The organism is Variovorax sp. dw_954 (genome assembly GCF_018449755.1).
Taxonomy (GTDB): Bacteria; Pseudomonadota; Gammaproteobacteria; order Burkholderiales; family Burkholderiaceae_C; genus Variovorax.
Genome location: NZ_JAAVVD010000010.1, coordinates 149,652 through 175,071, shown reverse-complemented (window position 1 = coordinate 175,071; position 25,420 = coordinate 149,652). Strand labels below are relative to the sequence as shown.

22 protein-coding genes are annotated in these 25,420 nt (G+C 67.0%); 13 read left to right on the top strand and 9 right to left on the bottom strand.

The window, feature by feature from the left end:
• From HB681_RS17495 to HB681_RS17465, 7 genes are all read right to left on the bottom strand, one after another.
• Positions 1-525, bottom strand: a complete 525-nt coding sequence (locus HB681_RS17495; protein WP_213956129.1) for a hypothetical protein — start codon at positions 523-525, stop codon at positions 1-3.
• A gap of 224 nt (positions 526-749) precedes the next feature.
• Positions 750-1,859 carry a tRNA 2-thiouridine(34) synthase MnmA gene (mnmA, locus tag HB681_RS17490; RefSeq protein ID WP_213956128.1) on the bottom strand — a complete coding sequence of 370 codons (1,110 nt, stop codon included), beginning with the start codon at positions 1,857-1,859 and terminating at the stop codon, positions 750-752.
• An 80-nt stretch (positions 1,860-1,939) separates the two neighbouring features.
• The gene (locus HB681_RS17485) at positions 1,940-2,455 is read right to left on the bottom strand and encodes an NUDIX hydrolase (protein ID WP_213956127.1); all 516 of its coding nucleotides are present in this window, start codon (positions 2,453-2,455) and stop codon (positions 1,940-1,942) included.
• A gap of 2 nt (positions 2,456-2,457) precedes the next feature.
• Positions 2,458-2,904: a DUF4019 domain-containing protein gene (locus HB681_RS17480; RefSeq protein ID WP_213956126.1), complete on the bottom strand. Its 447-nt coding sequence runs from the start codon at positions 2,902-2,904 to the stop codon at positions 2,458-2,460.
• Positions 2,901-5,303 carry a CHASE2 domain-containing protein gene (locus HB681_RS17475; protein ID WP_213956125.1) on the bottom strand — a complete coding sequence of 801 codons (2,403 nt, stop codon included), beginning with the start codon at positions 5,301-5,303 and terminating at the stop codon, positions 2,901-2,903. Before HB681_RS17475 ends, HB681_RS17480 begins: the two co-directional genes overlap by 4 nt.
• A gap of 124 nt (positions 5,304-5,427) precedes the next feature.
• Positions 5,428-7,143 (bottom strand): FecR domain-containing protein, encoded by a 1,716-nt coding sequence (locus tag HB681_RS17470; RefSeq protein ID WP_213956124.1) that lies wholly within the window; start codon positions 7,141-7,143, stop codon positions 5,428-5,430.
• Positions 7,144-7,150: 7 nt separating this feature from the next.
• Positions 7,151-7,891 (bottom strand): response regulator transcription factor, encoded by a 741-nt coding sequence (locus tag HB681_RS17465; protein WP_213956123.1) that lies wholly within the window; start codon positions 7,889-7,891, stop codon positions 7,151-7,153.
• A 308-nt stretch (positions 7,892-8,199) separates the two neighbouring features.
• Here HB681_RS17465 and HB681_RS17460 point away from each other — a divergent pair, with 308 nt between their 5' ends.
• The 13 genes from HB681_RS17460 to HB681_RS17400 all read left to right on the top strand — a co-directional run bounded on the left by HB681_RS17460 (position 8,200) and on the right by HB681_RS17400 (position 23,486).
• Positions 8,200-9,330, top strand: a complete 1,131-nt coding sequence (locus HB681_RS17460) for a Re/Si-specific NAD(P)(+) transhydrogenase subunit alpha (RefSeq protein ID WP_213956122.1) — start codon at positions 8,200-8,202, stop codon at positions 9,328-9,330.
• A gap of 16 nt (positions 9,331-9,346) precedes the next feature.
• Complete coding sequence (locus HB681_RS17455; RefSeq protein ID WP_213956121.1) at positions 9,347-9,667, top strand: NAD(P) transhydrogenase subunit alpha; 321 nt, start codon at positions 9,347-9,349, stop codon at positions 9,665-9,667.
• Entirely contained in the window at positions 9,664-11,151 is a 1,488-nt protein-coding gene (locus HB681_RS17450; protein WP_213956120.1) for an NAD(P)(+) transhydrogenase (Re/Si-specific) subunit beta, read from the top strand. The genes HB681_RS17455 and HB681_RS17450 overlap by 4 nt, the downstream gene beginning before the upstream one ends.
• A 138-nt stretch (positions 11,152-11,289) precedes the next feature.
• The gene (locus HB681_RS17445; protein WP_213956119.1) at positions 11,290-12,957 is read left to right on the top strand and encodes a long-chain-fatty-acid--CoA ligase; all 1,668 of its coding nucleotides are present in this window, start codon (positions 11,290-11,292) and stop codon (positions 12,955-12,957) included.
• Between the two features lie 218 nt (positions 12,958-13,175).
• Positions 13,176-14,180: an ABC transporter permease subunit gene (locus HB681_RS17440; protein ID WP_213956118.1), complete on the top strand. Its 1,005-nt coding sequence runs from the start codon at positions 13,176-13,178 to the stop codon at positions 14,178-14,180.
• A gap of 14 nt (positions 14,181-14,194) precedes the next feature.
• A complete protein-coding gene (locus tag HB681_RS17435) occupies positions 14,195-15,082 on the top strand; it encodes an ABC transporter permease subunit (RefSeq protein WP_213956199.1) in 888 nt (295 codons plus the stop codon).
• A gap of 2 nt (positions 15,083-15,084) precedes the next feature.
• Positions 15,085-16,113 (top strand): ABC transporter ATP-binding protein, encoded by a 1,029-nt coding sequence (locus HB681_RS17430; RefSeq protein WP_213956117.1) that lies wholly within the window; start codon positions 15,085-15,087, stop codon positions 16,111-16,113.
• Between the two features lie 172 nt (positions 16,114-16,285).
• Positions 16,286-17,308 (top strand): peptide ABC transporter ATP-binding protein, encoded by a 1,023-nt coding sequence (locus tag HB681_RS17425; RefSeq protein WP_213956116.1) that lies wholly within the window; start codon positions 16,286-16,288, stop codon positions 17,306-17,308.
• A gap of 211 nt (positions 17,309-17,519) precedes the next feature.
• A complete protein-coding gene (locus HB681_RS17420) occupies positions 17,520-19,142 on the top strand; it encodes an ABC transporter substrate-binding protein (RefSeq protein WP_213956115.1) in 1,623 nt (540 codons plus the stop codon).
• Positions 19,143-19,216: 74 nt separating this feature from the next.
• Positions 19,217-19,972, top strand: coding sequence for a 5'-methylthioadenosine/adenosylhomocysteine nucleosidase (locus HB681_RS17415; RefSeq protein ID WP_213956114.1), 756 nt, complete (start codon positions 19,217-19,219; stop codon positions 19,970-19,972).
• Positions 19,969-20,514 carry an MOSC domain-containing protein gene (locus HB681_RS17410; RefSeq protein ID WP_213956113.1) on the top strand — a complete coding sequence of 182 codons (546 nt, stop codon included), beginning with the start codon at positions 19,969-19,971 and terminating at the stop codon, positions 20,512-20,514. Before HB681_RS17415 ends, HB681_RS17410 begins: the two co-directional genes overlap by 4 nt.
• Positions 20,498-21,025 (top strand): hypothetical protein, encoded by a 528-nt coding sequence (locus tag HB681_RS17405; RefSeq protein ID WP_213956112.1) that lies wholly within the window; start codon positions 20,498-20,500, stop codon positions 21,023-21,025. The genes HB681_RS17410 and HB681_RS17405 overlap by 17 nt, the downstream gene beginning before the upstream one ends.
• 115 nt (positions 21,026-21,140) lie before the next feature.
• Positions 21,141-23,486 (top strand): xanthine dehydrogenase family protein molybdopterin-binding subunit, encoded by a 2,346-nt coding sequence (locus tag HB681_RS17400; protein WP_256734987.1) that lies wholly within the window; start codon positions 21,141-21,143, stop codon positions 23,484-23,486.
• 118 nt (positions 23,487-23,604) lie between these two features.
• Here HB681_RS17400 and HB681_RS17395 read toward each other — a convergent pair whose 3' ends face one another.
• Entirely contained in the window at positions 23,605-24,264 is a 660-nt protein-coding gene (locus HB681_RS17395) for a dihydrofolate reductase family protein (RefSeq protein WP_213956111.1), read from the bottom strand.
• 139 nt (positions 24,265-24,403) lie between these two features.
• Positions 24,404-25,393, bottom strand: coding sequence for a magnesium/cobalt transporter CorA (corA, locus tag HB681_RS17390; protein WP_213956110.1), 990 nt, complete (start codon positions 25,391-25,393; stop codon positions 24,404-24,406).
• Positions 25,394-25,420: the final 27 nt, after the last annotated feature.

Genomic DNA, 25,420 nt, shown 5'->3' with positions numbered 1-25,420 from the left:
TCAGGCCTTCTTGCGCGCTGGACGCTTGCTCGCAGGCGCCGCCTTGGCCGGACGCTTGGCGGCGGCCTTGACCGCAGGCTTGGCAGCAGCCTTGGGCGCGACACTGGCGGCGGCCTTGGGGGTGGTGGCCGCTTCCGCCGCCGGCGCCGCGGCAACCGGCGCGTCGGCGGGGGTGGGTGGCACGCGGGTGCGCGGCGGCATCGGCGCCGGCATGGACGAGGGTGCCTTGCCGCTGACCTGTCGGCACAGGAACTCCAGCATGTCCTCGATGCGGTGCAGGCGCTCGCCGATCTCGGTGAGGTCGTCGCGGCTTGCGAGGTTCATTTCCTTGAGCATCGACTTGTTGGCCTTGGCCAGGGCCTGCTGCATGCCGAGCGTCGCGCCCGAGACCGTGTGCAGCACCTTCGAAAACTCTTCCGTCTTCAACTGCTTGCCGGCCACCTTGTTGGCCGTTCCTTCCCATTGCGCGAGCGCATCGCGCCACATCTCCAACGGGTCGAGTATGGATAGTCCGCTCTTGGCCATGTTGCCTTCTCCTTCAATGTTGCCTCGTCGGGCGATGCTACTCGCAGGACCAACGCTTGCGCAGGGCTTTTGTGCGGGTCGCCACGCCCGCGCAGGGTGTTGGTGCTCAATGAGCCAGGGCGAGCACGGCGATGCATGTTCGGGGGCACCCGCGGAACCGGCTTCGCCGGGCCGCTGGGTGCGCCCCCTTGAGGGGGAGCGCCGCAGGCGCATTCGGGGGTGGGCTATTTCGCCTGTGCGATCACGCCGCCGCCCAGGCATACCTCGCCGTCGTACAGCACCGCCGACTGCCCCGGCGTGACGGCCCATTGCGCCTGCTGAAAGTCGAGCCGGATGCGGCCGTTGGCCCCGTCGGCGAGTGCGCATCCCGCGTCGGCCTGGCGGTAGCGCGACTTGGCCGCGTATTCACCGGCGACAGGCGCAGGCCCGGCGACCCAGCTCGTGTCATCGGCTTCCAGCGAATGGCTCAGGAGCCACGGGTGGTCATGGCCCTGCACCACCCACAGCGTGTTCTTCTCGATGTCCTTGCGCGCGACGAACCACGGCGAATGGTCGCCGCCGCCGCGCTGCGCGCCCTTCTCCTTCACGCCGCCGATGCCCAGGCCCTGCCGTTGGCCCAGCGTGTAGAAGCTCAGCCCTTGGTGCTCGCCGATGGTCCGTCCGCGGGCATCCTTGATCGGCCCCGGAGCCTTGCTGATGTAGCGGTTGAGGAACTCCCGGAAGGGCCGCTCGCCGATGAAGCAGATGCCCGTCGAATCCTTCTTCTTCGCATTCGGCAGCCCGATCTCGTCGGCGATGCGGCGCACCTCGGTCTTGTGCAGCTCGCCGACCGGGAACAGCGTCTTCGCCAGCTGCGCCTGGTTCAGGCGGTGCAGGAAGTAGCTCTGGTCCTTGGACGGGTCCAGTCCCTTCAGGAGCTCGTGCCGCCCCGTGCCTTCGTTCAGGCGCACCCGGGCGTAGTGGCCGGTCGCGATCTTCCCGGCGCCCAGGCGCATCGCATGGTCGAGGAAGGCCTTGAACTTGATCTCGGCATTGCACAGCACGTCGGGATTGGGCGTGCGGCCGGCCTGGTACTCGCGCAGGAACTCGGCGAAGACGCGGTCCTTGTAGTCGGCCGCGAAGTTGACGTGCTCGATCTCGATGCCCAGCACGTCGGCCACGCTGGCCGCATCGATGAAGTCGATGTTCGACGAGCAGTATTCGCTGTCGTCATCGTCCTCCCAGTTCTTCATGAAGATGCCGATGACCTCGTGGCCCTGCTGCTTGAGCAGGTGCGCCGTGACCGCGGAGTCCACCCCGCCACTCAGACCCACCACGACGCGTTGCTTTTTCATGAGGCGTGGATTGTCCCAGCCCGGGCCAAGGCGGTGCCCGCGTGCGGGAAATTTGGCTCTCCCCCAGGTCGCTGCGCGCTTCAGCGGAGGGCGGTGCCTTGCGTCACCGATGGATCGACGTGGATCAGGCCGAGCGGATAGCGCTGGCCGCGCAGGTAATCCTCGATGCATTGCAGCAGCAGCGGGCTGCGGTGCCGCTTGGTGCTGGCGCGGAGTTCGTCGATGGTGAGCCACAGCGTGCGCACGATGCCGGTGTCGAGCGGGCGGTCGGGCTCGAAGGCACCGAGTTCTCCGGCAAAGGCGAAGCGCATGTAGGTGATGTCTTCGCCGTCCGCCTGCTTCTGGAATCGCGCCATGTACACGCCGACCAGCGCCGTCGGCGCGAAGTGGTGAGCCGTCTCTTCCAGCGTCTCGCGCGCGCAGCCTTCGGCCGGCGATTCGCCCGGGTCCAGGTGCCCGGCGGGCGTATTGAGCTTCAGTCCACCGCCCGTGTGCTCCTCCACCAGCAGGAAGCGCCCGTCGCGCTCGATCACCGCCGCGACGGTCACGTTGGGTTTCCAGCGCACCTGGCTGATGGCGCCTTCGGGCTTGTGCATCGCTACCTCAGCAGGTAACCGCTGAACCGCCAGATCTTGTCGCGGTCCAGGTGAAAGCTCACCAGCTCGCGCATCGAGTTGCGGTTGGCCGCCGTGTTGGTGAAGCGGGTCTCGTACTCGATGCTCACGTATTGCCCGGCCACGTCGGCATTGCTGTCGGCCACCACCTGCCGGTTGACGGCGACCCAGGTGCGCTGCACCGCCGCCCCCAGCGGGCCGCGCGCCTTGGAGATCTGCGCCATGAATTCGCTGCGGGCCACCTGCTTCTTTGCCGCCGCCGTGGCACCGTCCCACAGTTCGCCGGTCTTGCCCTGGTCGACCATCTGGATCACCTGCATGCCGCCGCGCACCATGTCGCTGGCTTCCACCTCCTGCGCGGCGGCCGGGGCCAGCCAGCCGAGGAGCAGCGACAGGCCGAGCAGCATGGGGATCGTCAGGGGCCGATTCATAGGTCTTCCTTGTCGTCACCGAGTGCGGCAAGCTCCGCAGCGGTGGGTTTGGGCAGCACCAGCGTCACGGTGCAGCCCGCATTCTCCACGCTGTCGATCTCGACGCTGCCGCCATGGCGCTGCACCACGGTGCGCACCAGCAACAGGCCCAGGCCGACGCCGTGCACCTCGGGGTGCGACTCGCTATGCAGGCGATGGAAGGGCTGGAACAGCTGCGACTGCATGGCCACCGGAATGCCCGGCCCCTGGTCCTGAATGGCCAGCGCCCAATGCCCGGGCCGCTCGATCACATGGCAGCGCAGGTCAGCGCCGGCCGGCGAATACTTCAGGGCGTTGCTCAGCACATTCTTCAGCGCGCGCGTGAGCAGGCTGCGGTCGACCAGGCACAGGGCCTCGTCGACGCTGTTCACCAGCACGATCTGCACGTTGCGCTTGCGGGCCTGCGCCCAGGCGTCGTCAATGGTCTGTTCCAGCAGGCTCACGACGTCGAGCATCTCGGGGCGGAAAGGCTGCGCCTCGGCACGCGCCAGGTTGACGAAGCCATCGGCCAGTTCCAGCCCGGTCTCGGCATGGCGCCGGATGCGCTGCTGGATCTGCTCGTCGCTCAAAGCCCCCGGACTGGCGCGTAGCAGTTCCAGGATGGTGAGGATGGCGGCGCTCGGCTCGCGGATGTCATGCGAGATGAAGCGCAGCGCCTCGTCGCGCTGGCTCTGGATCTGGCGCATGCGCGTGATGTCGACCAGCGCCACCATCCAGCCCGCGTGCGAATTGCCGGCGTTGTAGAAGGGCACGCAACGCAGCAGCAAGGAGCGTCCCTGCGAATCCTGCCCCTCGCCGAGCAGTGGCTTCGGGTCGGGCCCCACCAGCAAGCCCGGCGGCATCATCGGCGCCTCGGTGGTGCGCCAGCGCAGGTCGGCCAGCAACTCGTGCGCGTCGCGGCCGACCAGCCCGTTCGCCCCGGCCTGCCAGTGCCGCGACGCCGCGATGTTGCCGAGGAAGACCACCCCGACGCGGCTCAGGATCATGGTCGCGTCGGGCAGGTGGTCGATGCCGTCGCGGATGAAACGCTGCAGGTCGCGCATGCGCAGGCCGGCCTGCGAGGTCACGGCCATCTCGCGGTCCAGGAAGTCGCCGCTCAGCGGGCGCAGCGGCATCGGCGGCAGGCCGGCCATTGCCTCGTTGAGTTGCTCGGTGCCCCAGCGCAGGTAGCGGATGGCGGCGGTGAGGCGCATCAGGCTCCACAGCGGGTACACCAGCAGCAGCCCGAAGAAGCCCGCTGCCGGCGCGAACTGCACACCGATCAGCGGCCGCGACGCATGCAGCCCCAGGCGCAGCGCAAGCATCGCGCAGATCAGGATCACCACGCCGACCGGGCGCAGCCACAGCAGGCCCAGCAGCGCCACCACCAACGGGCCGAGGTTGAACGCGAGGTCCTGCAGCGGGGTCGCCAGGATCACCTGCCTGTCGGTGATCAGGCCTTGCAGCACGCTGCCGAAGATCGTGACGCCCGGCGTCAGCCCGGTGGTCGATGTGGCCGAGGTGGCGTACAGGTCGCCCAACCCGGCGGCCGTGGTGCCCACCAGCACGTAGTGGTTCGTGAAGGTGCCCTTGGGCACCAACCCGCGGATGACGTCGACGTACGAGACGGTCTTGAAGGGCGGATCGCCCCGGGTGAACACGACGACCTGGTGATCCCTGCGCAGCCATGAGCCGGTCGGTTCGCGCGCGACGGTGTGCGGGTTGGGTGCGGGCGGCAATGGCGTGCCCCTGGCATAGGCCTCGGCTGCGTCTTCGATCGCCTTGGTGAAGTGAGGCCACGTGCGGCCCGCAAAGCCCTCCTGCAGGTAGATGGTGCGGGCCACGCCGTCCTCGTCGATGGACACATGGCTGTGGCCGATGGACGTCGCCGCGTCGGCCAGTGCCGGCAGTGGCAGCAGTTCGGATTGCGTCTTGCCGCCGCGCACCTGCAGCGCCATCGGCAGCACGACGCAGCCGCTGTCTGAAATGCCGTTGGCGAGCACCCTGTCGTCGCCGGGGTGCTCGGTGTCGGGTTCGGTCATCAGCAGGTCGAGGCCGATGCAGCGGGGCGCGTCGGCCGCGATGCGGCGCAGCAACTCGGCGTGCAGTGCGCGGCGCCAGGGCCAGCGGCCGATCGCCTCGATGCTTTTCTCGTCGATCGCGACGATCACGATTTCATTCGTGGGGGCCTGGCTGATCTCTGCACGCGCGTTGTCCTGCAGCATGCGGTCGACGCGCGGCAGCGGTTGCAAGAGCACCAGGATCGCGACGAAGGCGAGCATGCCGACCGACAGCAACAACCATGGAACGCGCTTGCGCAAACTGCGCCACCAGCGTTGGCGGCGACTGGCCTCAGGGGATGCAGGCGGCTGGTAGGGCATGGAGGGTTGGCACTGCGCGCGATCTTAGGTCAAGCCGGACAAGTCCCTCATTTGCAGCGCGTCCCGTTCAACAGCCTGTGAAAGCGGCTCGCGGCACCGGCGATTGCCTGTGACAGGTCGCTTGCTACGGCCGCTCGATGGGCGCGCCGTCGCTCGTCGTCAGTCCGTCGCCAAAGCCGCTGCGCACCACCGCGCCGATGCGCACCCGGCGTGCCGGCGAGAACGGCCCGGCCAGCCCGTCGGCATCGCGTGCCTGCAAGCGCACGAAGTATTGGCCGCGCGGTTGGCCGCTCAAGGTCCAGGCGGGTGATGCCAGTTCGACATCCGCCACCAGTTCGGTAAAGGCCTCGTCCCGCGCCAACTGGCCGCGGAATTTGTCGGCGGAGCCTGCTTGCCAGTGCAGGGTCGGGCTCTCGCCGCTGTCGTCGATGTCCACGACGCCGGTGGAGGGCGCCACGGCAACAGTAAACGCCTGCCCTGCTGCGAAGGGCCCGCGTTGCGCTTCCCCGCCGCCTCTCGGCAGCGAAGCCACGCGCCACCAGTAGTCGCCGGGGGGCAGCCCCGCGATGCCGATGCGGCAATCGCCCGCGCGCACCTCATGCAGACGGACGTTGCGGAAGTCGGCATCGCTCGCCACCTCGAACAGCACCCCGCCACTGCCCGCCACCTCCGAACAGACCAGTTGCCCGGCTTCGCTGATGACCCGGCCGCCCGGCGCGGGACTCTGGTAGAGCGGCGGCACCGGGTTGGCATGCACGCGGATCGCACGGTGCGACTCCGGTCCGGCCAGGCCGTCGGGATTGATCGTCCGGACGCCGACCGTGTAGTCGCCATCCTCGAGCGCCGCGAACTTCACCTTCTCGCTCTGGAAGACGCCATTGCGCACCACCTCGTGCAGGCGCTCGTCGCGTGCGATGCGCACTTCGTAGCCGCTGCCCGTCACGGTCAGGGGCGCCATGGCCAGCGTGAGCGCGTCGGGATCCTGGAATTCCTGCGGCAAGGGCGTGAGGTCGGGCGCACCGGGCAGCGACTGGCGCGAACTCAGTTGGCCCTTGCCGTCGAACACGGCCCCTTGCCCGGCCGCCACCATGGCCGTCTTGCCGTTCCTGCGCGCCTTGCGCGGCTTCATCAGCACCGTGCCTTCGGTGACCGCGGCGCACATCTGCCCTTCATGGCCGACGGCGACATCGAAGCGCGTGCCGCGCACGCTGGCAACCGCGCCGGGCGCCTGCACCTCGAAGGTCCGGCCCCGGGGTTGCGGCGCCACTTCGGATTCGACCTTGCCCTTCTGCACCTCGATCACCGACTGGTACGAAGCCCCGGGGCGCTTGCCGCGCAGGCGCTTGAGTTCCACGTCGGAATCGGCCAGCACCCGCACCACCGAGCCATCCGCCAGCTTGAGCCGGAGATAGCCGTCCCCGGGGACGCTGAGCCTGGTGCCCTCGGTGATTGCGTCGCCTGCGGCAAGGGGTGTCGGCGCTGGCGCTGGCGCTGGCGCAGGTGCAGCCGCTTCCTTGCCCGCCGGCATGGTGCCGGTGGTCGCGCCCTGCACGAACTCGACCTGCGCGACAGCCATGCCGGCCGGACGCACCAGGCGGAGCGGCAACTTCACGATACTGCCGGGAACGAGCTTCTGCGGATCCGCGATGTTGTTGATCGATTGCAGATCGCGCCACAGGGTTGGCGTGCGCATGTAGCGCTCGCCGATGGACGCGAGGGTTTCGCCCGCGATCACGCGGTGCTGCACGAAACCCCCGGGGCCTGCCCATGCGCCGGTGCCTCCCAGCACCGTCGTCAGCGCGAACGCGGCAGCCGCGCGTGACCAGCCTGGCGTGGACATGGACAGCTCAGGCGATTGCGCTGAGGGAGCCCGGTTGGCTCGCCGGCATGGCGCCGAGCGAATCGACGTCGATGGCTTCGAGGCGATAGCCAAGGCCATAGACAGCCGACAGCAGGAAGCCGTTCGACGGGCGCAGGTCGAGCTTGGTGCGCAGGCGCGACATGTGCGTGTCGAGCGAGCGCGACGGCGCGTCCGGACCCATGCCCCACACCGCCTCGCGCAGATGCTCGCGCGACAGCAGCCGGCCGATGTTCTGGAACAGGAACAGCGCGAGTTCGTATTCGCGGTGTTTCAGTTCGATCGGCGCGCCGTTGACGTGCAGCGTGCGCGAATTGAGATGAAAATGGTAAGGCCCGAACAGCACCTCGGCCTCGTGCTGGCTGGGGTATGCGCGGCGCAGCAGCGCCTTGACGCGCGCCTCGAGTTCGCCCACACGGATCGGCTTGACCATGAAGTCGTCGGCGCCGGCCGTGAGGCCTTCGACCATGTCGGCTTCTTCGCGACGGTTGGTCACGAACAGGATGGGCAGTCGGCTGGCGAGGTCCTGGCGAATCCACTTGACGATCGTCGGGCCGGAGACTTCCGGCAGCGTCCAGTCAAGGATCAGCAGATCGAAGCTTTGCTGGCGTAGATCGCGCAGCAGGGTCTTCCCTTCGGTGTATCCATGGCATTCGTGTCCGATGCCTTCCATCGTGTGCCGTATCAGCTCGAGCTGAGACGGCTCGTCATCGAGCGCTGCGATTCGCATTCCAATCCCTTGCGTTTTATTAGAACTTCCGAGTCTAGGGGTTGTCTTTGTGACGCGACACACTCCCGACCGATTTCAACTGTCAACTTCCGCACGAAGCGCGGCGTCAAACGTCAACTACGGTCAGAATTAGTCAAAAGTACCACTTTCCAGCCCCAACTGCATTAAACCGCAACCGGCACATTGACTATCAAATATGTAGCCGACCGTTCAAATGCAGCACAAAGAGTGACAGGAGGGGCCCTTCAGTTAAAGTCTGCGCCGAATGTCATCGAGGAACCGAGGCGCTTGGCCCGAGGAGAAAAACTATGCTGATTGGTGTGCCCGGCGAAACCGCCGAGGGCGAAACCCGAGTGGCGGTCACGCCCGAAACGGCTAAAAAACTCACGGCGCAAGGCCACACCGTCCGGGTCCAGTCCGGTGCCGGCGTGGCCGCCAGCGTCACCGACGCGACCTACCAGGCGGCAGGCGCCGAGATCACCGACGCCGATGGCGCCTATGCCGCGGACATCGTGCTGAAGGTGCGCACCCCCAACGATGCCGAAGCCGCGCGCATGAAGCCCGGCACCGTCGTCATCGGCATGCTCAACCCCTTCGACGCCGCAGGCCTGCAGCGCCTGGCCAGCGCCGGCCTGACCAGCTTCGCGCTCGAAGCCGCGCCCCGCACCACCCGGGCCCAGAGCATGGACGTGCTCTCTTCGCAAGCCAACATCGCCGGCTACAAGGCCGTGATGATTGCGGCCGACAAATACCAGCGCTTCTTCCCGATGCTGATGACGGCGGCCGGCACGGTGAAGGCCGCGCGTGTCGTGATCCTCGGCGTGGGCGTGGCCGGCCTGCAGGCCATTGCCACCGCCAAGCGCCTGGGCGCGGTGATCGAGGCCAGCGACGTGCGGCCCAGCGTCAAGGAGCAGATCGAATCGCTGGGCGCCAAGTTCATCGAGGTCTCCTACGACACCGACGAAGAGAAGGAAGCCGCCGTCGGCGTCGGGGGTTATGCCAAGCCGATGCCGCCGAGCTGGCTGGCGCGCCAGCAGGTCGAGGTGGCCAAGCGCGTGGCGCTGGCCGACATCGTGATCAGCACCGCGCTGATCCCGGGCCGTGCGGCGCCCACGCTCATCTCCGAGGACATGGTCAAGTCGATGAAGGCCGGCTCGGTCATCGTGGACATCGCGGCCGGCAAGGGGCCGGATGGCATCGGTGGCAACTGCCCGCTGTCGGAAGCGGACAAGACGGTGATCAAGCATGGCGTGACCCTGGTGGGCGAGACCAATCTCGCCGCGCTCGTGGCGGCCGACGCATCGGCCCTCTATGCGCGCAACGTGCTCGACTTCCTGAAGCTGGTCATCACCAAGGAGGGCGCACTCAAGATCGACCTCGAGGACGACATCGTCGCCGCCTGCCGCATGACGCAGGACGGCCAGGTCACGCGCAAATAACGAGGAGGAAGAAGCCATGGATCCCGTTTCCCACACAGTCATCAACCTGATCATCTTCGTGCTGGCCATCTACGTGGGCTACCACGTGGTCTGGACCGTCACGCCCGCGCTGCACACGCCGCTCATGGCGGTGACCAATGCGATCTCGGCGATCGTCATTGTCGGCGCGATGCTGGCCGCGGCGATGACCAGCTCCGTCTTCGGCAAGACCATGGGCGTGCTCGCCGTGGCGCTGGCCGCGGTGAACGTCTTCGGCGGCTTTCTCGTCACGCGGCGAATGCTGGAGATGTTCAAGAAGAAGGACAAGAAGACGACGCCGGCGGGAGACAAGTCATGAGCATGAATGTCGTCACGCTGCTGTACCTCGTTGCCAGCGTCTTCTTCATCCAGGCCTTGAAGGGCCTGAGCCATCCGACCACCTCGATCCGCGGCAACGTCTTCGGGATGGCCGGCATGGCCATCGCCATCCTCACCACCGCCGCGCTGATCGTGCAGATCTCGTCGGGCAGTCTGATCGGCATGGGCTGGGTGCTGCTCGGCCTCGTGGTTGGCGGCGGCTATGGCGCCTACCGCGCCAAGACTGTCGAGATGACGGCCATGCCCGAGCTGGTCGCGTTCTTCCACAGCATGATCGGCATGGCGGCGGTGTTCATCGCCATCGCCGCGGTGGTCGAGCCCTGGGCCTTCGGCATCACGCCGCTGCCGGTTGCGGCGGCCGGCACGGTCAACACGCCCGAAGGCGCGATGATCGTCGACGGCTTCCTGCGCTATGCCATTCCGGCGGGCAACCGCTTCGAACTGTTCCTGGGCGCGGCCATCGGTGCGATCACCTTCAGCGGTTCGGTGATCGCTTTCGGCAAGCTGTCGGGCAAGTACAAGTTCCGCCTGTTCCAGGGCGCGCCGGTGCAGTTCAAGGGCCAGCACATGGTCAACCTGGTGCTGGGCCTGATCACCATCGGCCTGGGCCTGGTGTTCGTTGTCACCGAGAGCTGGACGGCCTTCTTCCTGATGGTGCTGCTGTCCTTCGTGATGGGCGTGCTGATCATCATCCCGATCGGTGGCGCCGACATGCCGGTGGTGGTGTCGATGCTCAACAGCTACTCGGGCTGGGCGGCGGCGGGCATCGGGTTCTCGCTCAACAACGCGATGCTGATCGTGGCCGGCTCGCTGGTGGGCTCCTCGGGTGCGATCCTGAGCTACATCATGTGCAAGGCGATGAACCGCTCCTTCTTCAGCGTGATCCTGGGGGGCTTCGGCGGCGAGGCGGTCACCGCTGGCGGCGGCGCCAAGGAGCAGCGTCCGGTCAAGAGCGGCAGCGCTGACGATGCGGCCTTCGTGCTGTCGAACGCCGAGACCGTGATCATCGTGCCGGGCTATGGCCTGGCCGTGGCCCGCGCGCAGCACGCGGTGAAGGAGCTGGCGCAGAAGCTCACCGAGCACGGGGTGACTGTGAAGTACGCGATCCACCCGGTGGCCGGCCGCATGCCCGGGCACATGAACGTGCTGCTGGCCGAGGCCGAAGTGCCTTACGACCAGGTCTTCGAGATGGAAGACATCAACGGCGAGTTCGGCCAGGCCGACGTGGCCATCATCCTCGGCGCCAACGACGTGGTGAACCCGGCCGCCCTGCAGAAGGGCACGCCGATCTACGGCATGCCGATCCTGGAAGCCTACAAGGCCAAGACGGTGATCGTGAACAAGCGCTCCATGGCCGCGGGCTACGCCGGCCTGGACAACGAGCTGTTCTACATGGACAAGACCATGATGGTCTTCGGCGACGCCAAGAAGGTGGTCGAGGACATGGGCAAGGCGATCGAGTAGCCGGGCGACCGACCGTCGCCCTCGGTTCTGTCGCCGGGCCGACAGCGCCCGCTCGACCCTCTCACGGCTTTGATCTAATACAGGCATGCGCACGCCTTGCGGCGGCGCATGCACTTTCCCGTTTTGGAGACTCAAGAAATGACCGATCGTCCCTGGCTCGCGGGCTATCCGGAAGGCGTGCCTGCCGACGTCGATGCCTCGCAATACATCTCGCTGGTGGGGCTGATGGAGGAAAGCTTCTCGCGCTACTCGGAGCGCGTGGCCTACAGCTTCATGGGCAAGGACCTGAGCTACGCCCAGACCGACAAGATGAGCGCGGCGCTCGCGGCGTATTTCCAGAACCTCGGCCTGGTCAAGGGCGACCGCGTCGCGCTGATGATGCCGAACATCCCGCAGTACCCGATCGCGGTGGCCGCCGTGCTGCGCGCGGGCCTGGTGATCGTGAACGTGAACCCGCTGTACACGCCGCGCGAACTCGAGCACCAGCTGAAGGATTCCGGCGCCAAGGCGATCGTGATCATCGAGAACTTCGCGGCCACGCTGCAGCAGTGCATCGCGGCCACGAAGGTCAAGCACGTCGTCCTGTGCGCCATGGGCGACCAGCTCGGCTTCCCCAAGGGCCTCATCGTCAACTACGTGGTGCGCAACGTGAAGAAGATGGTGCCCGCGTTCAGCCTGCCGGGCGCCGTGCGCTTCAACGACGCGGTGGAGAAGGGCAGCGCGCGCAAGCTCGACAAGCATGCCATCGGCCCGGACGACGTGGCCCTGCTGCAGTACACCGGCGGCACCACCGGCGTGTCGAAGGGCGCGGTGCTGCTGCACCGCAACGTGATTGCCAACGTGCTGCAGTCCGAGGCCTGGAACGAGCCGGTCATGCGCGCGATCCCGGATGGCGAGCAGCCGACCAGCGTCTGCGCCTTGCCGCTCTATCACATCTTCGCCTTCACGGTGAACATGATGCTGGGCATGCGCACTGGCGGAAAGACCATCCTCATCCCGAACCCGCGCGACCTGCCCGCGGTGCTGAAGGAACTGGCCAAGCACAGCTTCCACAGCTTTCCGGCGGTCAACACGCTGTTCAACGGCCTCGCCAACCATCCCGATTTCGGCCTGGTCAACTGGCGCAACCTGAAGGTGTCGGTCGGCGGCGGCATGGCGGTGCAGGGCGCGGTGGCCAAGCTGTGGCTCGAGAAGACGGGCTGCCCGATCGTCGAGGGCTACGGCCTGTCGGAAACCTCGCCGTCGGTCACCTGCAACCCGGTCACCAGCAAGGCGTTCTCCGGGACCATCGGGCTGCCGCTGCCTAGCACCTGGGTGAAGCTGCTCGACGACGACGGGATCGAAGTCCCGCACGGCGAGCGAGGCGAGATCGCCATCAAGGGTCCGCAGGTGATGGCCGGCTACTGGCAGCGCCCCGACGAGACGGCCAAGGTCATGACGCCCGACGGCCACTTCAAGACCGGCGACATCGGCACCGTCGACGAGCGCGGCTACTTCAAGGTGGTCGATCGCAAGAAGGACATGGTGATCGTCAGCGGCTTCAACGTGTTCCCGAACGAGGTCGAGGAAGTGGTCGCGATGATGCCCGGCGTGCTCGAATGCGCGGTGGTCGGCGTGCCCGACGACAAGACCGGCGAGGCCGTCAAGCTGGTCATCGTGAAGAAGGCGCCGGAGCTCACCGAGCAGCAGGTGCGCGACTTCTGCCGCGCCAACCTCACGGGCTACAAGCAGCCGCGCGTGATCGAGTTCCGTACCGACCTGCCGAAGACGCCGGTCGGCAAGATCCTGCGTCGCGAACTCAGGTAACCCCAGGGTCCGCGCACTGCGTGCGCTCCTCCAACCCCTGCCGGGGCGCAATCCAGCGGGCCGACGAAGCCGGTTCTGCGGATGCCCACGAACAGGCCTCGCTGCGCTCACCGCGTGTCGGGTGCCCGGCCCAAGGTCGCGCACGCTGTTTTTGTACAAAGGTCGTAAGGGTTCAGCCGGAGGTCAAGGCCGGCATTGGACTTGCATAGTCAGCGGCGATGCTTCGTTTCATCTTCACGCGCCTGAGCCTGCTCGTGCCGACCTTCATCGGCATGACCATGCTGGCCTTTTTCCTGATCCGGCTGGTGCCGGGCGATCCGATCGAGACGCTCGCCGGCGAGCGCGGCATCGATGCGGCGCGCCATGCCGAATTGCTCACGGCCTACGGGCTCGACAAGCCCTTGATCACGCAATACGGCATCTACGTCTGGCGTGTGCTGCATGGCGACCTGGGCAAGTCGATGATCACGCAGGAGCCGGTGATGAGCGAGTTCCTGTCGCTGTTCCCGGCAACGGTCGAGCTGGCGGTGTGCGCCATCCTGTTCGCGCTGCTGCTCGGTATTCCGGCCGGCATCATCGCGGCGGTGCGGCGCAACTCGGTGTTCGACCATGGCGTGATGGCGGTGTCGCTGACCGGCTATTCGATGCCGATCTTCTGGTGGGGCCTGCTGCTGATCCTGTTCTTCTCGGTACAGCTGGGCTGGACGCCGGTGTCGGGCCGCATCGCGGTGCAGTACTTCATCGAGCCGACCACCGGCTTCCTGCTGATCGATTCGCTCAAGGCCGACGAGCCCGGCGCCTTCTGGTCGGCGCTCAGGCACCTGATCCTGCCGGCAATCGTGCTGGGCACCAATCCGCTGGCGGTGATCGCGCGCATGACGCGGTCGGCGATGCTAGAAGTGCTCGGCGAAGACTACATCCGGACGGCGCGCGCCAAGGGGCTGTCCAAGTTCCGCGTGGTGGCGCTGCATGCGCTGCGCAATGCGCTGATCCCGGTGGTGACCGTGATCGGGCTGCAGGTGGGCGTGCTTTTCACCGGCGCCATCCTCACCGAGACGATCTTCTCGTGGCCTGGCGTGGGCAAGTGGCTGATCGAGGCGATCGGACGGCGCGACTATCCGGTGCTGCAGGGCGGCATGTTGTTGCTGGGCGTGATCGTGATGCTGGTCAACCTGCTCGTCGACGTCGCCTACGGCGTCATCAATCCGAGGATCAGGAAGTGAGCGCGCCCGCAACCATGCCTGTCGGCACCACCGCGTCCACCCCGCCCGGGCCGTGGCGCGAATTCTGGACATCGTTCTCGGCCAACAAGGGCGCCGTCATGGGCCTGGCCGTGATCGTGGTGCTGCTGGTCGTGGCGCTGCTGGCGCCGTGGATCGCCCCGCATGCGCCCAACGAGACCGACAGCGCCGCCTTCCTGCGGCCACCGGCCTGGCAGGAGGGCGGATCGACGCAGTTCCTGCTGGGCACCGACGCCATCGGCCGCGACATCCTTTCGCGCCTGATGTGGGGTTCGCGGCTGTCGCTGTCCATCGGCATCGCGGTGGTGGCGTTGTCGATGGCGGTCGGCATCTCACTGGGCCTGATCGCCGGCTTCTTCCGCGGCATCGTCGAGATCGCGATCATGCGGCTGATGGACATCGTGCTCACGCTGCCGAGCCTGCTGCTGGCCATCGTGATCGTGGCGATCCTCGGGCCCGGGCTCATCAACGCGATGCTCGCGGTGGCGGTGGTCGTGCTGCCGCACTACGTGCGGATCACGCGCGCGGCGGTGATCTCGGAGGTCTCGCGCGACTACGTCACGGCCGCGCGCCTGAGTGGCGCGGGCCTGTTGCGCCTGATGTTCCGCGAAGTGCTGCCGAACTGCGCCGCACCATTGATCGTGCAGGCTTCGCTCGGCGTGTCGACCGCGATCCTGGATGCCGCCGCGCTGGGCTTCCTCGGCCTCGGCGCGCAGCCGCCTTCGCCCGAGTGGGGCACGATGCTCGCGGATGCGCGCGAGTTCGTGCTGCGCGCCTGGTGGGTCGTGACCTTCCCGGGCCTCGCGATCCTGGCCGCGGTGCTGGCGTTCAACCTCGTCGGTGACGGCCTGCGCGATGCGCTCGATCCGAAATTGAAGCGTTGACCATGGCACTTCTCCAAATCCAGGACCTCCACGTCGAGTTCCCCACGCAGGGCGGCATCATGCATGCCGTCGACGGCGTGAGCCTGCAGGTCGACGAGGGCGAGGTGCTCGGCATCGTCGGTGAATCGGGCTCCGGCAAGAGCGTCACGATGATGGCGTTGATGGGGCTCATCGGCTCGCCGGGCAAGGTGCGGGCGCAGCACCTTCGCTTTGCTGGACAGGACCTATTGGGCCTGTCCGACCGCGCGCGCCGCACGCTGGTCGGCAAGGACGTGGCGATGATCTTCCAGGAGCCGACGACGAGCCTGAACCCGTGCTTCACGGTCGGCTTCCAGATCGTCGAGACGCTGCGCCTGCACCTCAAGCTCGACAAGCGCGCTGCGCACAAGCGCGCGATCGAGTTGCTGGAACAGGTCGGCATCCCCGCGCCCGCGACGCGCATCAACTCCTTCCCGCATCAGCTCTCCGGCGGCATGAACCAGCGCGTGATGATCGCCATGGCCATCGCCTGCAACCCGCGGCTGTTGATCGCCGACGAGCCGACCACCGCGCTCGACGTCACCATCCAGGCGCAGATCCTCGACCTTCTGCGCAGCCTGCAGAAGGAGCGCGGCATGGCGCTGGTGCTCATCACGCACAACATGGGCGTGGTGGCTGACATGGCGCAGCGCGTGGCCGTGATGTATGCCGGCCAGGTGGTGGAGCAGCAGCGCGTCGACCGCCTGTTCGCCCAGCCGCAGCATCCCTACACCGAGGCACTGCTCGCGGCCCTGCCCGAACGCGCCGCGCCGGAAGGCCGCCTGGCCACCATCGCCGGCGTCGTGCCCGGCGTGCATGACCGGCCCGCCGGCTGCCTGTTCGCGCCACGCTGCAGTTACGCCACCGCCCACTCGCGCGCCGTGCGCCCGGAGCTGCGCCCGATCGCCGCCGGCGAGGGCGGCGAGGTGCGCTGCCACTACGCGCTCGGCGACCCGAACCGCGAAGTGCTGATCCAGCGCGACGGCCCACAGCCTGTAGAGGCCTTGCCATGAACCCACGGCCGATGAATGCGGACTTGACCGTACGCGAAGGACGCGAAGAAACGCAAAGGACGCGAAAGATTCAAAAGGAAGGAATCTTCCTTGGTATTCCTTTCGCGTCCTTCGCGAAACCTTCGCGTCCTCTGCGTCCGGAAGTCCGCTCCCGCATTTCGCAGCCTCAGCCATGACCACGACATCCAACGAAGTCGTCGCCGAAGCCAAGGGCCTGCGCAAGGTCTACGACATCAAGCGCGGCATGTTCAAGGCGCCTGCGCAGTTGCAGGCCGTGGGCGAGGTCTCGTTCAGGCTCGAGCGGGGCCGCACGCTGGCCGTGGTCGGCGAATCGGGCTGCGGCAAGTCGACGCTCGCGCGCATGGTCACGCTGATCGAGAAGCCGACCGCGGGCCAGCTCAGCATCGTGGGCATGGACGCGGTCCACCCGCCGGCGGAACGCAAGCGCGAGCTGCGGCAGGCGGTGCAGCTGGTCTTCCAGAACCCCTACGGCTCGCTCAACCCGCGCAAGAAGATCGCGGCCGTGCTGGAAGACCCGCTGGCCATCAACACCAGCCTCGGCAAGACCGAGCGGGCCGCCAAGGCGCGCGAGATGCTGTCGCGCGTCGGCCTCCGGCCGGAGCATGCCAACCGCTATCCGCACATGTTCTCCGGCGGGCAGCGCCAGCGCATCGCCATCGCGCGCGCGCTGATGCTGTCGCCGCGCCTGCTGGTGGCGGACGAGCCGGTCTCCGCGCTGGACGTGTCGATCCAGGCGCAGGTGCTGAACCTGCTGGCCGACCTGCAGAAGGAACTGGGCCTGGCCTACCTTTTCATCTCGCACGACCTCGGCGTGGTGCGCCACATCGCGCACGACCTGATGGTGATGTACCTCGGCCACGTGGTCGAGCAGGGCGCCAAGTCGCGCATCTTCGCGCGGCCGCTGCATCCGTACACGCAGGCGCTGCTGGCCTCGACGCCCGGCCTGGCCACCAGCCAGCGCATCGTGCTGCAGGGCGAACTGCCTTCGCCGCTGAATCCGCCCCCGGGCTGCGTGTTCAACACGCGCTGTTCCCATGCAACCGAGCGTTGCCGCGTCGAGCGTCCGGTGCTGCGCGCGCTCGACGAGCGCATGGTGTCCTGCCACCACGCCGAGAAGTTCCTCGATGGCGCCGCCCCTGCCGGTGCCCATAATCCGCAGCTTGCGCCGGCCTAGGTACCCCATTTCATAAGTACGAGCACATGAAACCGCGCCTTTCGCGCCATGGCGGCGTTGCAAATCCTCGCGATACCTTCGGGTATCGCTGCGGTTTGCGCCTTGCCCTGACACGAAACGCATCGATTTCATTTGTGCCCGTACTTATGAAACGGGGTACCAAGCCGGCGTGCAGACCTTTTCCCGTTTCCCGTCCGAAGGAGTTTCCGCAATGAAAGCCAAGTCCCCTGTTGCGCGCCGCCTGCGTGCCGCCGCCGCCCTGATCATCCCGACCGCGCTGGCGCTCGCCTGCGGCGCTGCCGCCGCGAAGACGCTGGTGTTCTGCTCCGAAGGCAGCCCCGAGAACTTCTATGCGGCGATCAACACCACCGGCACCTCCTTCGACGTGACCACGCAGGTCTTCGACAACCTCGTCCAGTTCGAGCGCGGCGGGACCAAGGTGGTCCCGGGCCTGGCCGAGAAGTGGGAGATTTCCGCCGACGGCACCGAGTACACCTTCCACCTGCGCAAGGGCGTGAAGTGGCACACCTCCAACAAGAACTTCAAGCCGACGCGCGACCTCAACGCCGATGACGTCATCTTCATGATCGAGCGCCAGTGGAAGGAAAACGACCCCTACTTCAAGGTCACCAGCCCCAACCACTCGTACTTCAACGACATGGGCATGGCCAAGCTGCTGAAGTCGGTCGACCGCGTCGACGACTACACCGTCAAGTTCGTCCTCAACAAGCCCGAGGCCCCCTTCCTTGCCAACCTCGCCATGCCCTACGCCGGCGTGCAGTCCAAGGAGTACGCGATCGCGATGCTCAAGGCCGGCACCCCCGAGAAGATCGACCAGGACCCGGTCGGCACCGGCCCTTTCTACCTCGTGCAGTACCAGAAGGATGCGGTTGTCCGCTTCAAGGCCTTCCCGCAGTACTGGGACGGCAAGGCCAAGATCGACGACCTGATCTTCTCGATCACGCCCGATGCATCGGTGCGCTGGGCCAAGCTGCAGAAGGGCGAATGCCACGTCATGCCGTATCCGAATCCGGCCGACCTCGATGCAATCCGCAAGGACCCGAACGTGCAGGTGCTCGAGCAGGCCGGCCTCAACGTCGGCTACCTCGCCTACAACACGCAGAAGAAGCCCTTCGACGACGTGCGCGTGCGCAAGGCCATCAATATGGCGATCAACAAGAAGGCCATCATCGAGGGCGTCTACCTGTCCACCGGCGTGGCCGCCAAGAACCCGATTCCGCCGACCATGTGGTCGTACAACGATGCGGTCAAGGACGACCCATACGATCCCGAAGGTGCCAAGAAGCTGCTCGCTGTCGCCGGCCTGGCCAACGGCTTCACGACCGATCTCTGGGCCATGCCGGTGCAACGGCCCTACAACCCGAACGCCAAGCGCATCGCCGAACTGATGCAGGCCGACCTGGCCAAGATAGGCGTCAAGGCCGAGATCAAGACCTTCGAGTGGGGCGAGTACCGCAAGCGCCTGCAAGCCGGTGAGCACCAGATGGGCATGTTCGGCTGGACCGGCGACAACGGCGATCCGGACAACTTTCTGCACACGCTGCTGGGCTGCGACGCATCGAAGAACAACGGCGGCAACGTGGCCAAGTTTTGCTACCAGCCCTACGACGACCTGGTGGTGAAAGCCAAATCCGTGTCCAAGCAGGCCGACCGCGACGCGCTCTACAAGAAGGCGCAGGTCGTCTTCAAGGAACAGGCGCCGTGGTTCACCATCGCGCACGCGGTGCAGCTGAAGCCCGTGCGCAAGGAAGTGGTCGACTTCAAGCTGAGCCCGTTCGGCCGTCACACCTTCTATGGCGTCGATATCAAGTAGCTTGCTGCTCGCCCCCAGGATCCGGGTCACTTCGTGAGGCGGATCCAATCCCGCTGCCTTCCGGCAGAAGCGTCATGACCACTGCGATCCTCAGCGCGCTGCCCGAGGAGCAGGAAGGCCTGGCCGTCCAGCTTGAAGGGTTGCGCGTCGTGCGCCATGCGGGGCGCGACTTCCATGCGGGCGAGTGGCTCGGGCGGCCCGTGGTGTTCGCGCTGTCGGGCATCGGCAAGGTGGCTGCGGCCACCACGGCGGCGGCGCTCATCGAGCGCTTCAACGTGCGGCGCATCGTGTTCACGGGCGTGGCGGGCGGGCTGCATCCCGACGTGCGGGTGGGCGACACGGTCGTCGGCGCCGAATTCCTGCAGCACGACATGGATGCCTCGCCGCTGTTCCCGCGCTTCGAGGTGCCCTTGTATGGGCGGTCGCGCTTCGCGGCGGACGCGGCGCTGGCCGCGCTGCTGCTGGCGGCGGCGCGCGCTCCGTCGGTGAATGCGAAGTCGCTCTTCGATGCACAGACGCTGGCGCGCTTCGGCATCGACACGCCGCATGTTCATCAAGGCTTGCTGATCAGCGGCGACCGCTTCGTTGCGCGCGCTGACGAGGCGCGCGCACTGCGCGCGGCGCTCCCCGATGCGATGGCCGTCGAAATGGAGGCCGCCGCGGTCGCGCAGGTCTGCCACGACCACGGCGTGCCCTTTGCCGCCGTGCGCAACATCTCGGACCGTGCGGACGACCAGGCGCATGTGGACTTTCCGGCCTATCTTGCGCAGGTGGCCGGGCGGCAGGCCCGCGCGCTCATCGCCGCGCTGTTGCCGACGCTGCCGCCATGAACGGCCTGCGCGAACTCACGAGCCGATTCGCGCACGCGGGCCGGCTCGACGCGATCCTGCTGCGACCGGCGCGAGGCGTGCCCGTGCAGCCCGTCGCGCAGGTCATGGCGCTGGCCGGGCGCGGCCTGGCCGGTGATCGCATCGCGGCACGGATACCCTCTGCAGCCGGCGGGGGCAGGCGACAGGTCACGCTGATCCAGGCCGAGCATCTGCCGGTCATCGCTGCGTTGTCGCGCCGCGAGGTGGTGAGCGTCGAATGGCTGCGTCGCAACCTGGTCGTCTCGGGCCTGAACCTGCTGGCCGCGCGTGCGCTGTTCCGCGACCAGCCCTTGCAACTGTGCATCGGCGCGGAGGTCGTGCTCGAAGTCAGCGGTCCCTGCGAACCTTGCTCGCGCATGGAAGAAGCCCTGGGTCCGGGCGGCTACAACGCCATGCGCGGGCACGGTGGCATCACGGCACGCATACTGACGGGCGGCACGCTTCGCTGCGGCGACGCGGTGACGGTCACGCATTCCCTGAGACCCGATGAAACCCCTTCCTGACGCGCATCCCCCGCCCTCGACCTGGCTTGAGAAAGCGCGGGCGGCATGCAGCGCCCTGAAGAGGCGCCTGGGCCGCGAAGAGGGCGGCGGAATGAAGCTGCTGCTGTTTCCGCTGGCTGGGGCGATGCTCGGCTACTACCTGAGCGAACGCGGCGGCGTGGGTCTCAGCGCCGTCATCGGCGCGCTGGCCACGCTCGTCTTCACACTGGCGGGCGCCGGCATCGGGCTGCTCGCCAGCCTGGCCATCGCAGGCATCCAGGCACAGACGCCCGAGACCGAAAAGCGGCACCTGCGCGTCTGCAACGGCACCGACGTATGCCCCGGCACCGGCGAGTGGATCGGCAGCGTTGACGCCCGTCATCCGCAGGCGCGCACCTTCAATGTCTGGAATCGCACGGCCTACGTCGTGGAAGGGCAGGCTTTCCCGGATCCGCAGGGCCTTGTCGCGGGCGTGCAGGCGGTGGAAGTCACCTGGAAATGGGTGCGTCCGACGCCTGCGGAGCAATCCTGAAAAACGCGCGTCGCGCATTCGCCCCGCCGTTGCAGCGAGCGCCGCCGCGACATTGCGTTTCATGGCAAAGTCCATGCGCTGGCCGCTGGGGCCATTGATTGATGAGGTCGACAACTTGAACGCTTCCGTCTCCACCCCCACCCCCGTCCCTGCAGCCGGGCGCTTCGGCAGCGGCAAGGAAGTCCGCCGCGTCGAGGACGACACGCTGGTGGCAGGCCTTGGCCGCTACACCGACGACATCTCCTTCGCCGAGCAGGCCCAGCTCAGCTTCTCGCGATCGCCGTATCCGCATGCGCGCATCGTCTCCATCGACACCTCCACCGCTGCTGGCATGCCGGGCGTGCTCAAGGTCCTCACCGGCGCCGACCTCGTGGCGGCCGGCGTGGAGCCCCTGCCGGGCGCGGCCGGTTTCGTGCGGGCGGATGGCAGCCCTGCCGCCACTGCGCCGCGCCGTCCGTTGGCGCATGAACGCGTGCGCTTCGTCGGCGAGCCCGTGGTCGCGGTCATTGCCCGGACCTTGCAGCAAGCGCGCGATGCGGCCGAGGCGGTTTCCATCGACTACGAGGCGTTGCCGATGGTCATCGACCCGGCAGAGGCCATCGCACCCGGCGCGCCGGTGCTGTGCGACGAGGCGCCCGACAATATCTCCTGCGAAATGCGCCACGGCAGCGCCGAGGCCACGGACGCTGCCTTCGCCAAGGCCGCGCACGTCGTCAAGCTGCACATCGTCAACCAGCGCCTGGCCGCTGTCACGCTGGAGCCGCGCTCCATCGTCGCCGACTTCGACAAGGCCAGCGGCCGCACCACGATCCACATGAGCACGCAGATGCCTTCCGGCGTGCGCGACACGCTGTGCGACGCGGTGCTCAAGATCCCGCGCGACCAGATCCGCGTGCGCGTGCCCGACGTGGGCGGCGGCTTCGGCATGAAGACCGGCATGTACCCGGAGGACGCGGTCGTCGTGTACGCCGCGCGTGAACTCAAGCTGCCGGTCAAGTGGATCGCCGACCGCAGCGAGGAATTCACCTCGACCACGCACGGCCGCGACGTGCATGTGGACGCCGAACTGGCCCTGGCCGCCGACGGCAAGATCCTCGCGCTGAAGGTGCATTCGCTGGCCAACGTGGGCGCCTACGGCACCGGCGTGGGCGTGGCGATCCAGCTGCTGATCGGGCCGTGGGTGCAGACCAGCATCTACGACATCCAAACCATCGACTTCCACTTCAAGGCGGTGATGACCAACACCGCGCCCACCGGTGCCTACCGCGGCGCCGGCCGGCCCGAAGCGATCCACAACATGGAGCGCCTCATGGACGAGGCGGCCCGCCAACTGGGCATGGACCGCATCGCGCTGCGCCGCCGCAACTTCATCCAGCCGGAGCAGATGCCCTACACCAACCCGATGGGCCAGGTCTACGACACCGGCCGCTTCGAGCACGTGATGAACCAGGGCCTGGCGCTGGCCGACTGGAGCGGCTTCGAGGCGCGCGCCGCGGAATCGAAGCAGCGCGGCAAGCTGCGCGGCCTCGGTATCGCGACCTTCCTCGAATGGACCGGCGGCAACGTGTTCGAGGAACGCGTGACCGTGTCGGTGCTGGCGGACGGCATCATCGAGGTGTTCTCTGCCGTCAACGCGATGGGCCAGGGGATCGCCACCTCGCTGATGCAACTCGTGGTCGATGCCTTCGGCGTGCTGCCCGAGCAGGTGCGCGTGGTGCTCGGCGACACCGATCGCGGCGACGGCTTCGGCAGTGCCGGTTCGCGCTCGATCTTCACCGGCGGCTCGGCCGTGCGCGTGGGATCGGAGCGCACCATCGACCACGCCCGCGGCCTGGCCGCGAAAGAGCTCGAAGCCGCGCCGGAAGACGTGAAGTACGCCGAAGGCAGCTTCACGGTGGCCGGCACCGACCTGAAGATCGGCCTGTTCGAGCTGGCCGGCAAGCAGCCCGACCACCGCATCTTCATGGACTCCACCAGCACCGTGGCCGGCCCGACCTGGCCCAACGGCTGCCACATCAGCGAAGTCGAGGTCGACCCGTTGACGGCGGATGTCGAAGTGGTGGCCTATGCCTCAGTCAACGACGTGGGCAACGTGGTGAACCCGATGATCGTGCGCGGCCAGCTCGACGGCGGCGCGGTGCAGGGCATCGGCCAGGCGCTGCTCGAGCAGATCGTCTATGACGCCGAGACCGGCCAGCCCCTGACCGGCAGCTTCATGGACTACGCCATGCCGGTGGCCCGCACCTCGCCCGACTTCAAGACCGAGATGGACCAGTCCACGCCCTGCAAGAACAATCCGCTGGGTGTGAAGGGCGTGGGCGAACTGGGCACCATCGGCGCGACGCCGTCGGTGGTCAATGCGGTGGCGGATGCGCTGGCGCGCAACGGCTTCGGGGCCAGGACGACGCAGTTGCAGATGCCCTTGAGCCCGACAAGGCTCTGGGACCAGATGCACGGCTGAGGCCGCCCTGGTTCATACGGTTCGCCTTCCAACGCATGAATGCATTCATGCACGGGTGCGCCGTGCCGTGCCACGGCGGCCTTGCGCCCTTGGTCAGCGCCGGAACGCGCAGGCCTCGTCAGGCGCCTTTCGCGTTCCGCGTCAGGACCAGATGCGTTGCTTTCTCCGACGCGGCGCGCTCGGTGCAGCTGTAGCCCAGGTCGCGCAGGTCGAGGCCGTGGAAGAGGTGTTCCCCCTGGCCGAGCAGCACTGGCGCCACCGCCAGGTGCATCTCATCGATGAGCCCTGCCTCTAGATAGGCGCGGATGACGCTCACCCCGCCGCCCACCCGGATGTCCTTGCCACCGGCAGCTTCCCGAGCCCTCGTCAACGCTTCATGAATTCCGCCCGTGATGAAGTGAAAGGTCGTCCCGCCCTCCATCTCCAGCGGGGGGCGCGGATGGTGCGTCAGCACGAAGACCGGCACGTGATACGGCGGGTTGGCGCCCCACCACCCTTTCCATTCGAGATCGGGCCACGGTCCCCGAACCGGGCCGAACATGTTCCTGCCAAGGATCCAGGCGCCGAGGTTCGCGAAGCCCCTGGCGGCGAAGTCGTCATCGACGCCGGTGCTTCCCTCATCGCGTCCGAAAAGCGTTCGCTGGAAGGTGCGCGTGGGGAAAACCCAGCCGTGCAGTTCGCCGCCGTTGCGTCCCAGCGGGTTGTCGATGGACTGATCCGGCCCCGCCCCGTAGCCGTCCAGTGAGATTGAAAAGCTTGCGACCCTGAGTTTCGACATGTCGTGTTTCCTGGAATCCGCCAAACGGCGCCGAAAGGATATCGCTGTTCGCGAAACACCGCGGAACCGGCTTTGCCGGGCCGCCGGTGTTGCCCCCGGTAGGGGGTGAGAGCCGCGACGCGGCGACCTGGGGGCGAGCCTAGCTCAACCAGCCCTTCCGCCCGAAGTACCACATCGGCACCAGCGCACTCGCCGCCATCATGATCACCACGTACGGATACGACAGGCTCCCCAAGGCCTGCAGTTCCGGAAACTGCATGTTCATGCCGTAGATGCTCGCCACCAGCGTCGGCGGAAGCAGCGCCACGCTGGCCACCGAGAAGATCTTGATGATCTTGTTCTGGTTGATGTTGATGAAACCGACGGTCGCATCCATCAGGAAGTTGATCTTGTCGAACAGGAAGGCCGTGTGGTTGTCCAGCGACTCGATGTCGCGCAGGATCTGCCGCGCCTCCTCGAACTGCTCGGCGCTGAGCATCTTGCTGCGCATCATGAAGCTCACCGCGCGGCGCGTGTCCATCACGTTGCGGCGGATGCGGCTGTTCAGGTCTTCGTGGCGCGCGATCTCGCCGAGCACCTCGCTCGCCAGCGCGTCGGTCATGTTGCCGCGCAGCACCTTCTCGCTGACCTTCTTCAGGTCGTCGTAGATGTTCTCCAGCGTGTCGGCGGAATATTCGGCGTCGGCGTCGAACAGCTTCAGCAGCACTTCCTTGGCATCCTCGATCAGCCCCGGCGCCCGGCGCGCGCGCATGCGCACCAGACGGAACACCGGCACGTCCTCGTCGTGGATCGAGAACAGCACGCCGCGGCTGCGCAACTCGGCGTTGTGCTGGTTCAGGATGAAGGCCACACGCACCGAGCGCGGGTCCTCGCTGTCATCGATCAGGAAGTCGCTGCGAATATGCAGCTCGCCGTTGTCTTCCTCGTAGAAACGGGCCGATTCCTCGATGTCCTCGTCCATCGCGTCTTCAGGAATCGACAGCCCGTAGTACTGCTTGACCCAACGCTTTTCCTCGACCGACGGCGACTCCAGGTCGACCCAGATCGGCTGGAACTTGGACAACTCTTCCAGCGACTCGATTTCTTCCTGGACGAGTCGACCGTTGGCGAGCGTGAAGATATTCAGCATGGCGCGGATTATCTGTTGCCGCCTGTG

Excerpts from the sequence above, each read along its gene's own strand:
- HB681_RS17485 (WP_213956127.1), bottom strand. The coding sequence starts at position 2,455 with ATGCACAAGCCCGAAGGCGCCATCAGCCAGGTGCGCTGGAAACCCAAC.
- HB681_RS17425 (WP_213956116.1), top strand. The coding sequence starts at position 16,286 with ATGACCACGACATCCAACGAAGTCGTCGCCGAAGCCAAGGGCCTGCGC.
- HB681_RS17480 (WP_213956126.1), bottom strand. The coding sequence starts at position 2,904 with ATGAATCGGCCCCTGACGATCCCCATGCTGCTCGGCCTGTCGCTGCTC.
- HB681_RS17405 (WP_213956112.1), top strand. The coding sequence starts at position 20,498 with ATGAAACCCCTTCCTGACGCGCATCCCCCGCCCTCGACCTGGCTTGAG.
- HB681_RS17460 (WP_213956122.1), top strand. The coding sequence starts at position 8,200 with ATGCTGATTGGTGTGCCCGGCGAAACCGCCGAGGGCGAAACCCGAGTG.
- HB681_RS17445 (WP_213956119.1), top strand. The coding sequence starts at position 11,290 with ATGACCGATCGTCCCTGGCTCGCGGGCTATCCGGAAGGCGTGCCTGCC.
- HB681_RS17395 (WP_213956111.1), bottom strand. The coding sequence starts at position 24,264 with ATGTCGAAACTCAGGGTCGCAAGCTTTTCAATCTCACTGGACGGCTAC.
- HB681_RS17475 (WP_213956125.1), bottom strand. The coding sequence starts at position 5,303 with ATGCCCTACCAGCCGCCTGCATCCCCTGAGGCCAGTCGCCGCCAACGC.
- HB681_RS17435 (WP_213956199.1), top strand. The coding sequence starts at position 14,195 with ATGCCTGTCGGCACCACCGCGTCCACCCCGCCCGGGCCGTGGCGCGAA.
- HB681_RS17450 (WP_213956120.1), top strand. The coding sequence starts at position 9,664 with ATGAGCATGAATGTCGTCACGCTGCTGTACCTCGTTGCCAGCGTCTTC.
- HB681_RS17465 (WP_213956123.1), bottom strand. The coding sequence starts at position 7,891 with ATGCGAATCGCAGCGCTCGATGACGAGCCGTCTCAGCTCGAGCTGATA.
- HB681_RS17455 (WP_213956121.1), top strand. The coding sequence starts at position 9,347 with ATGGATCCCGTTTCCCACACAGTCATCAACCTGATCATCTTCGTGCTG.
- corA (WP_213956110.1), bottom strand. The coding sequence starts at position 25,393 with ATGCTGAATATCTTCACGCTCGCCAACGGTCGACTCGTCCAGGAAGAA.
- HB681_RS17420 (WP_213956115.1), top strand. The coding sequence starts at position 17,520 with ATGAAAGCCAAGTCCCCTGTTGCGCGCCGCCTGCGTGCCGCCGCCGCC.
- HB681_RS17470 (WP_213956124.1), bottom strand. The coding sequence starts at position 7,143 with ATGTCCACGCCAGGCTGGTCACGCGCGGCTGCCGCGTTCGCGCTGACG.
- HB681_RS17415 (WP_213956114.1), top strand. The coding sequence starts at position 19,217 with ATGACCACTGCGATCCTCAGCGCGCTGCCCGAGGAGCAGGAAGGCCTG.
- HB681_RS17495 (WP_213956129.1), bottom strand. The coding sequence starts at position 525 with ATGGCCAAGAGCGGACTATCCATACTCGACCCGTTGGAGATGTGGCGC.
- HB681_RS17440 (WP_213956118.1), top strand. The coding sequence starts at position 13,176 with ATGCTTCGTTTCATCTTCACGCGCCTGAGCCTGCTCGTGCCGACCTTC.
- HB681_RS17410 (WP_213956113.1), top strand. The coding sequence starts at position 19,969 with ATGAACGGCCTGCGCGAACTCACGAGCCGATTCGCGCACGCGGGCCGG.
- HB681_RS17430 (WP_213956117.1), top strand. The coding sequence starts at position 15,085 with ATGGCACTTCTCCAAATCCAGGACCTCCACGTCGAGTTCCCCACGCAG.
- mnmA (WP_213956128.1), bottom strand. The coding sequence starts at position 1,859 with ATGAAAAAGCAACGCGTCGTGGTGGGTCTGAGTGGCGGGGTGGACTCC.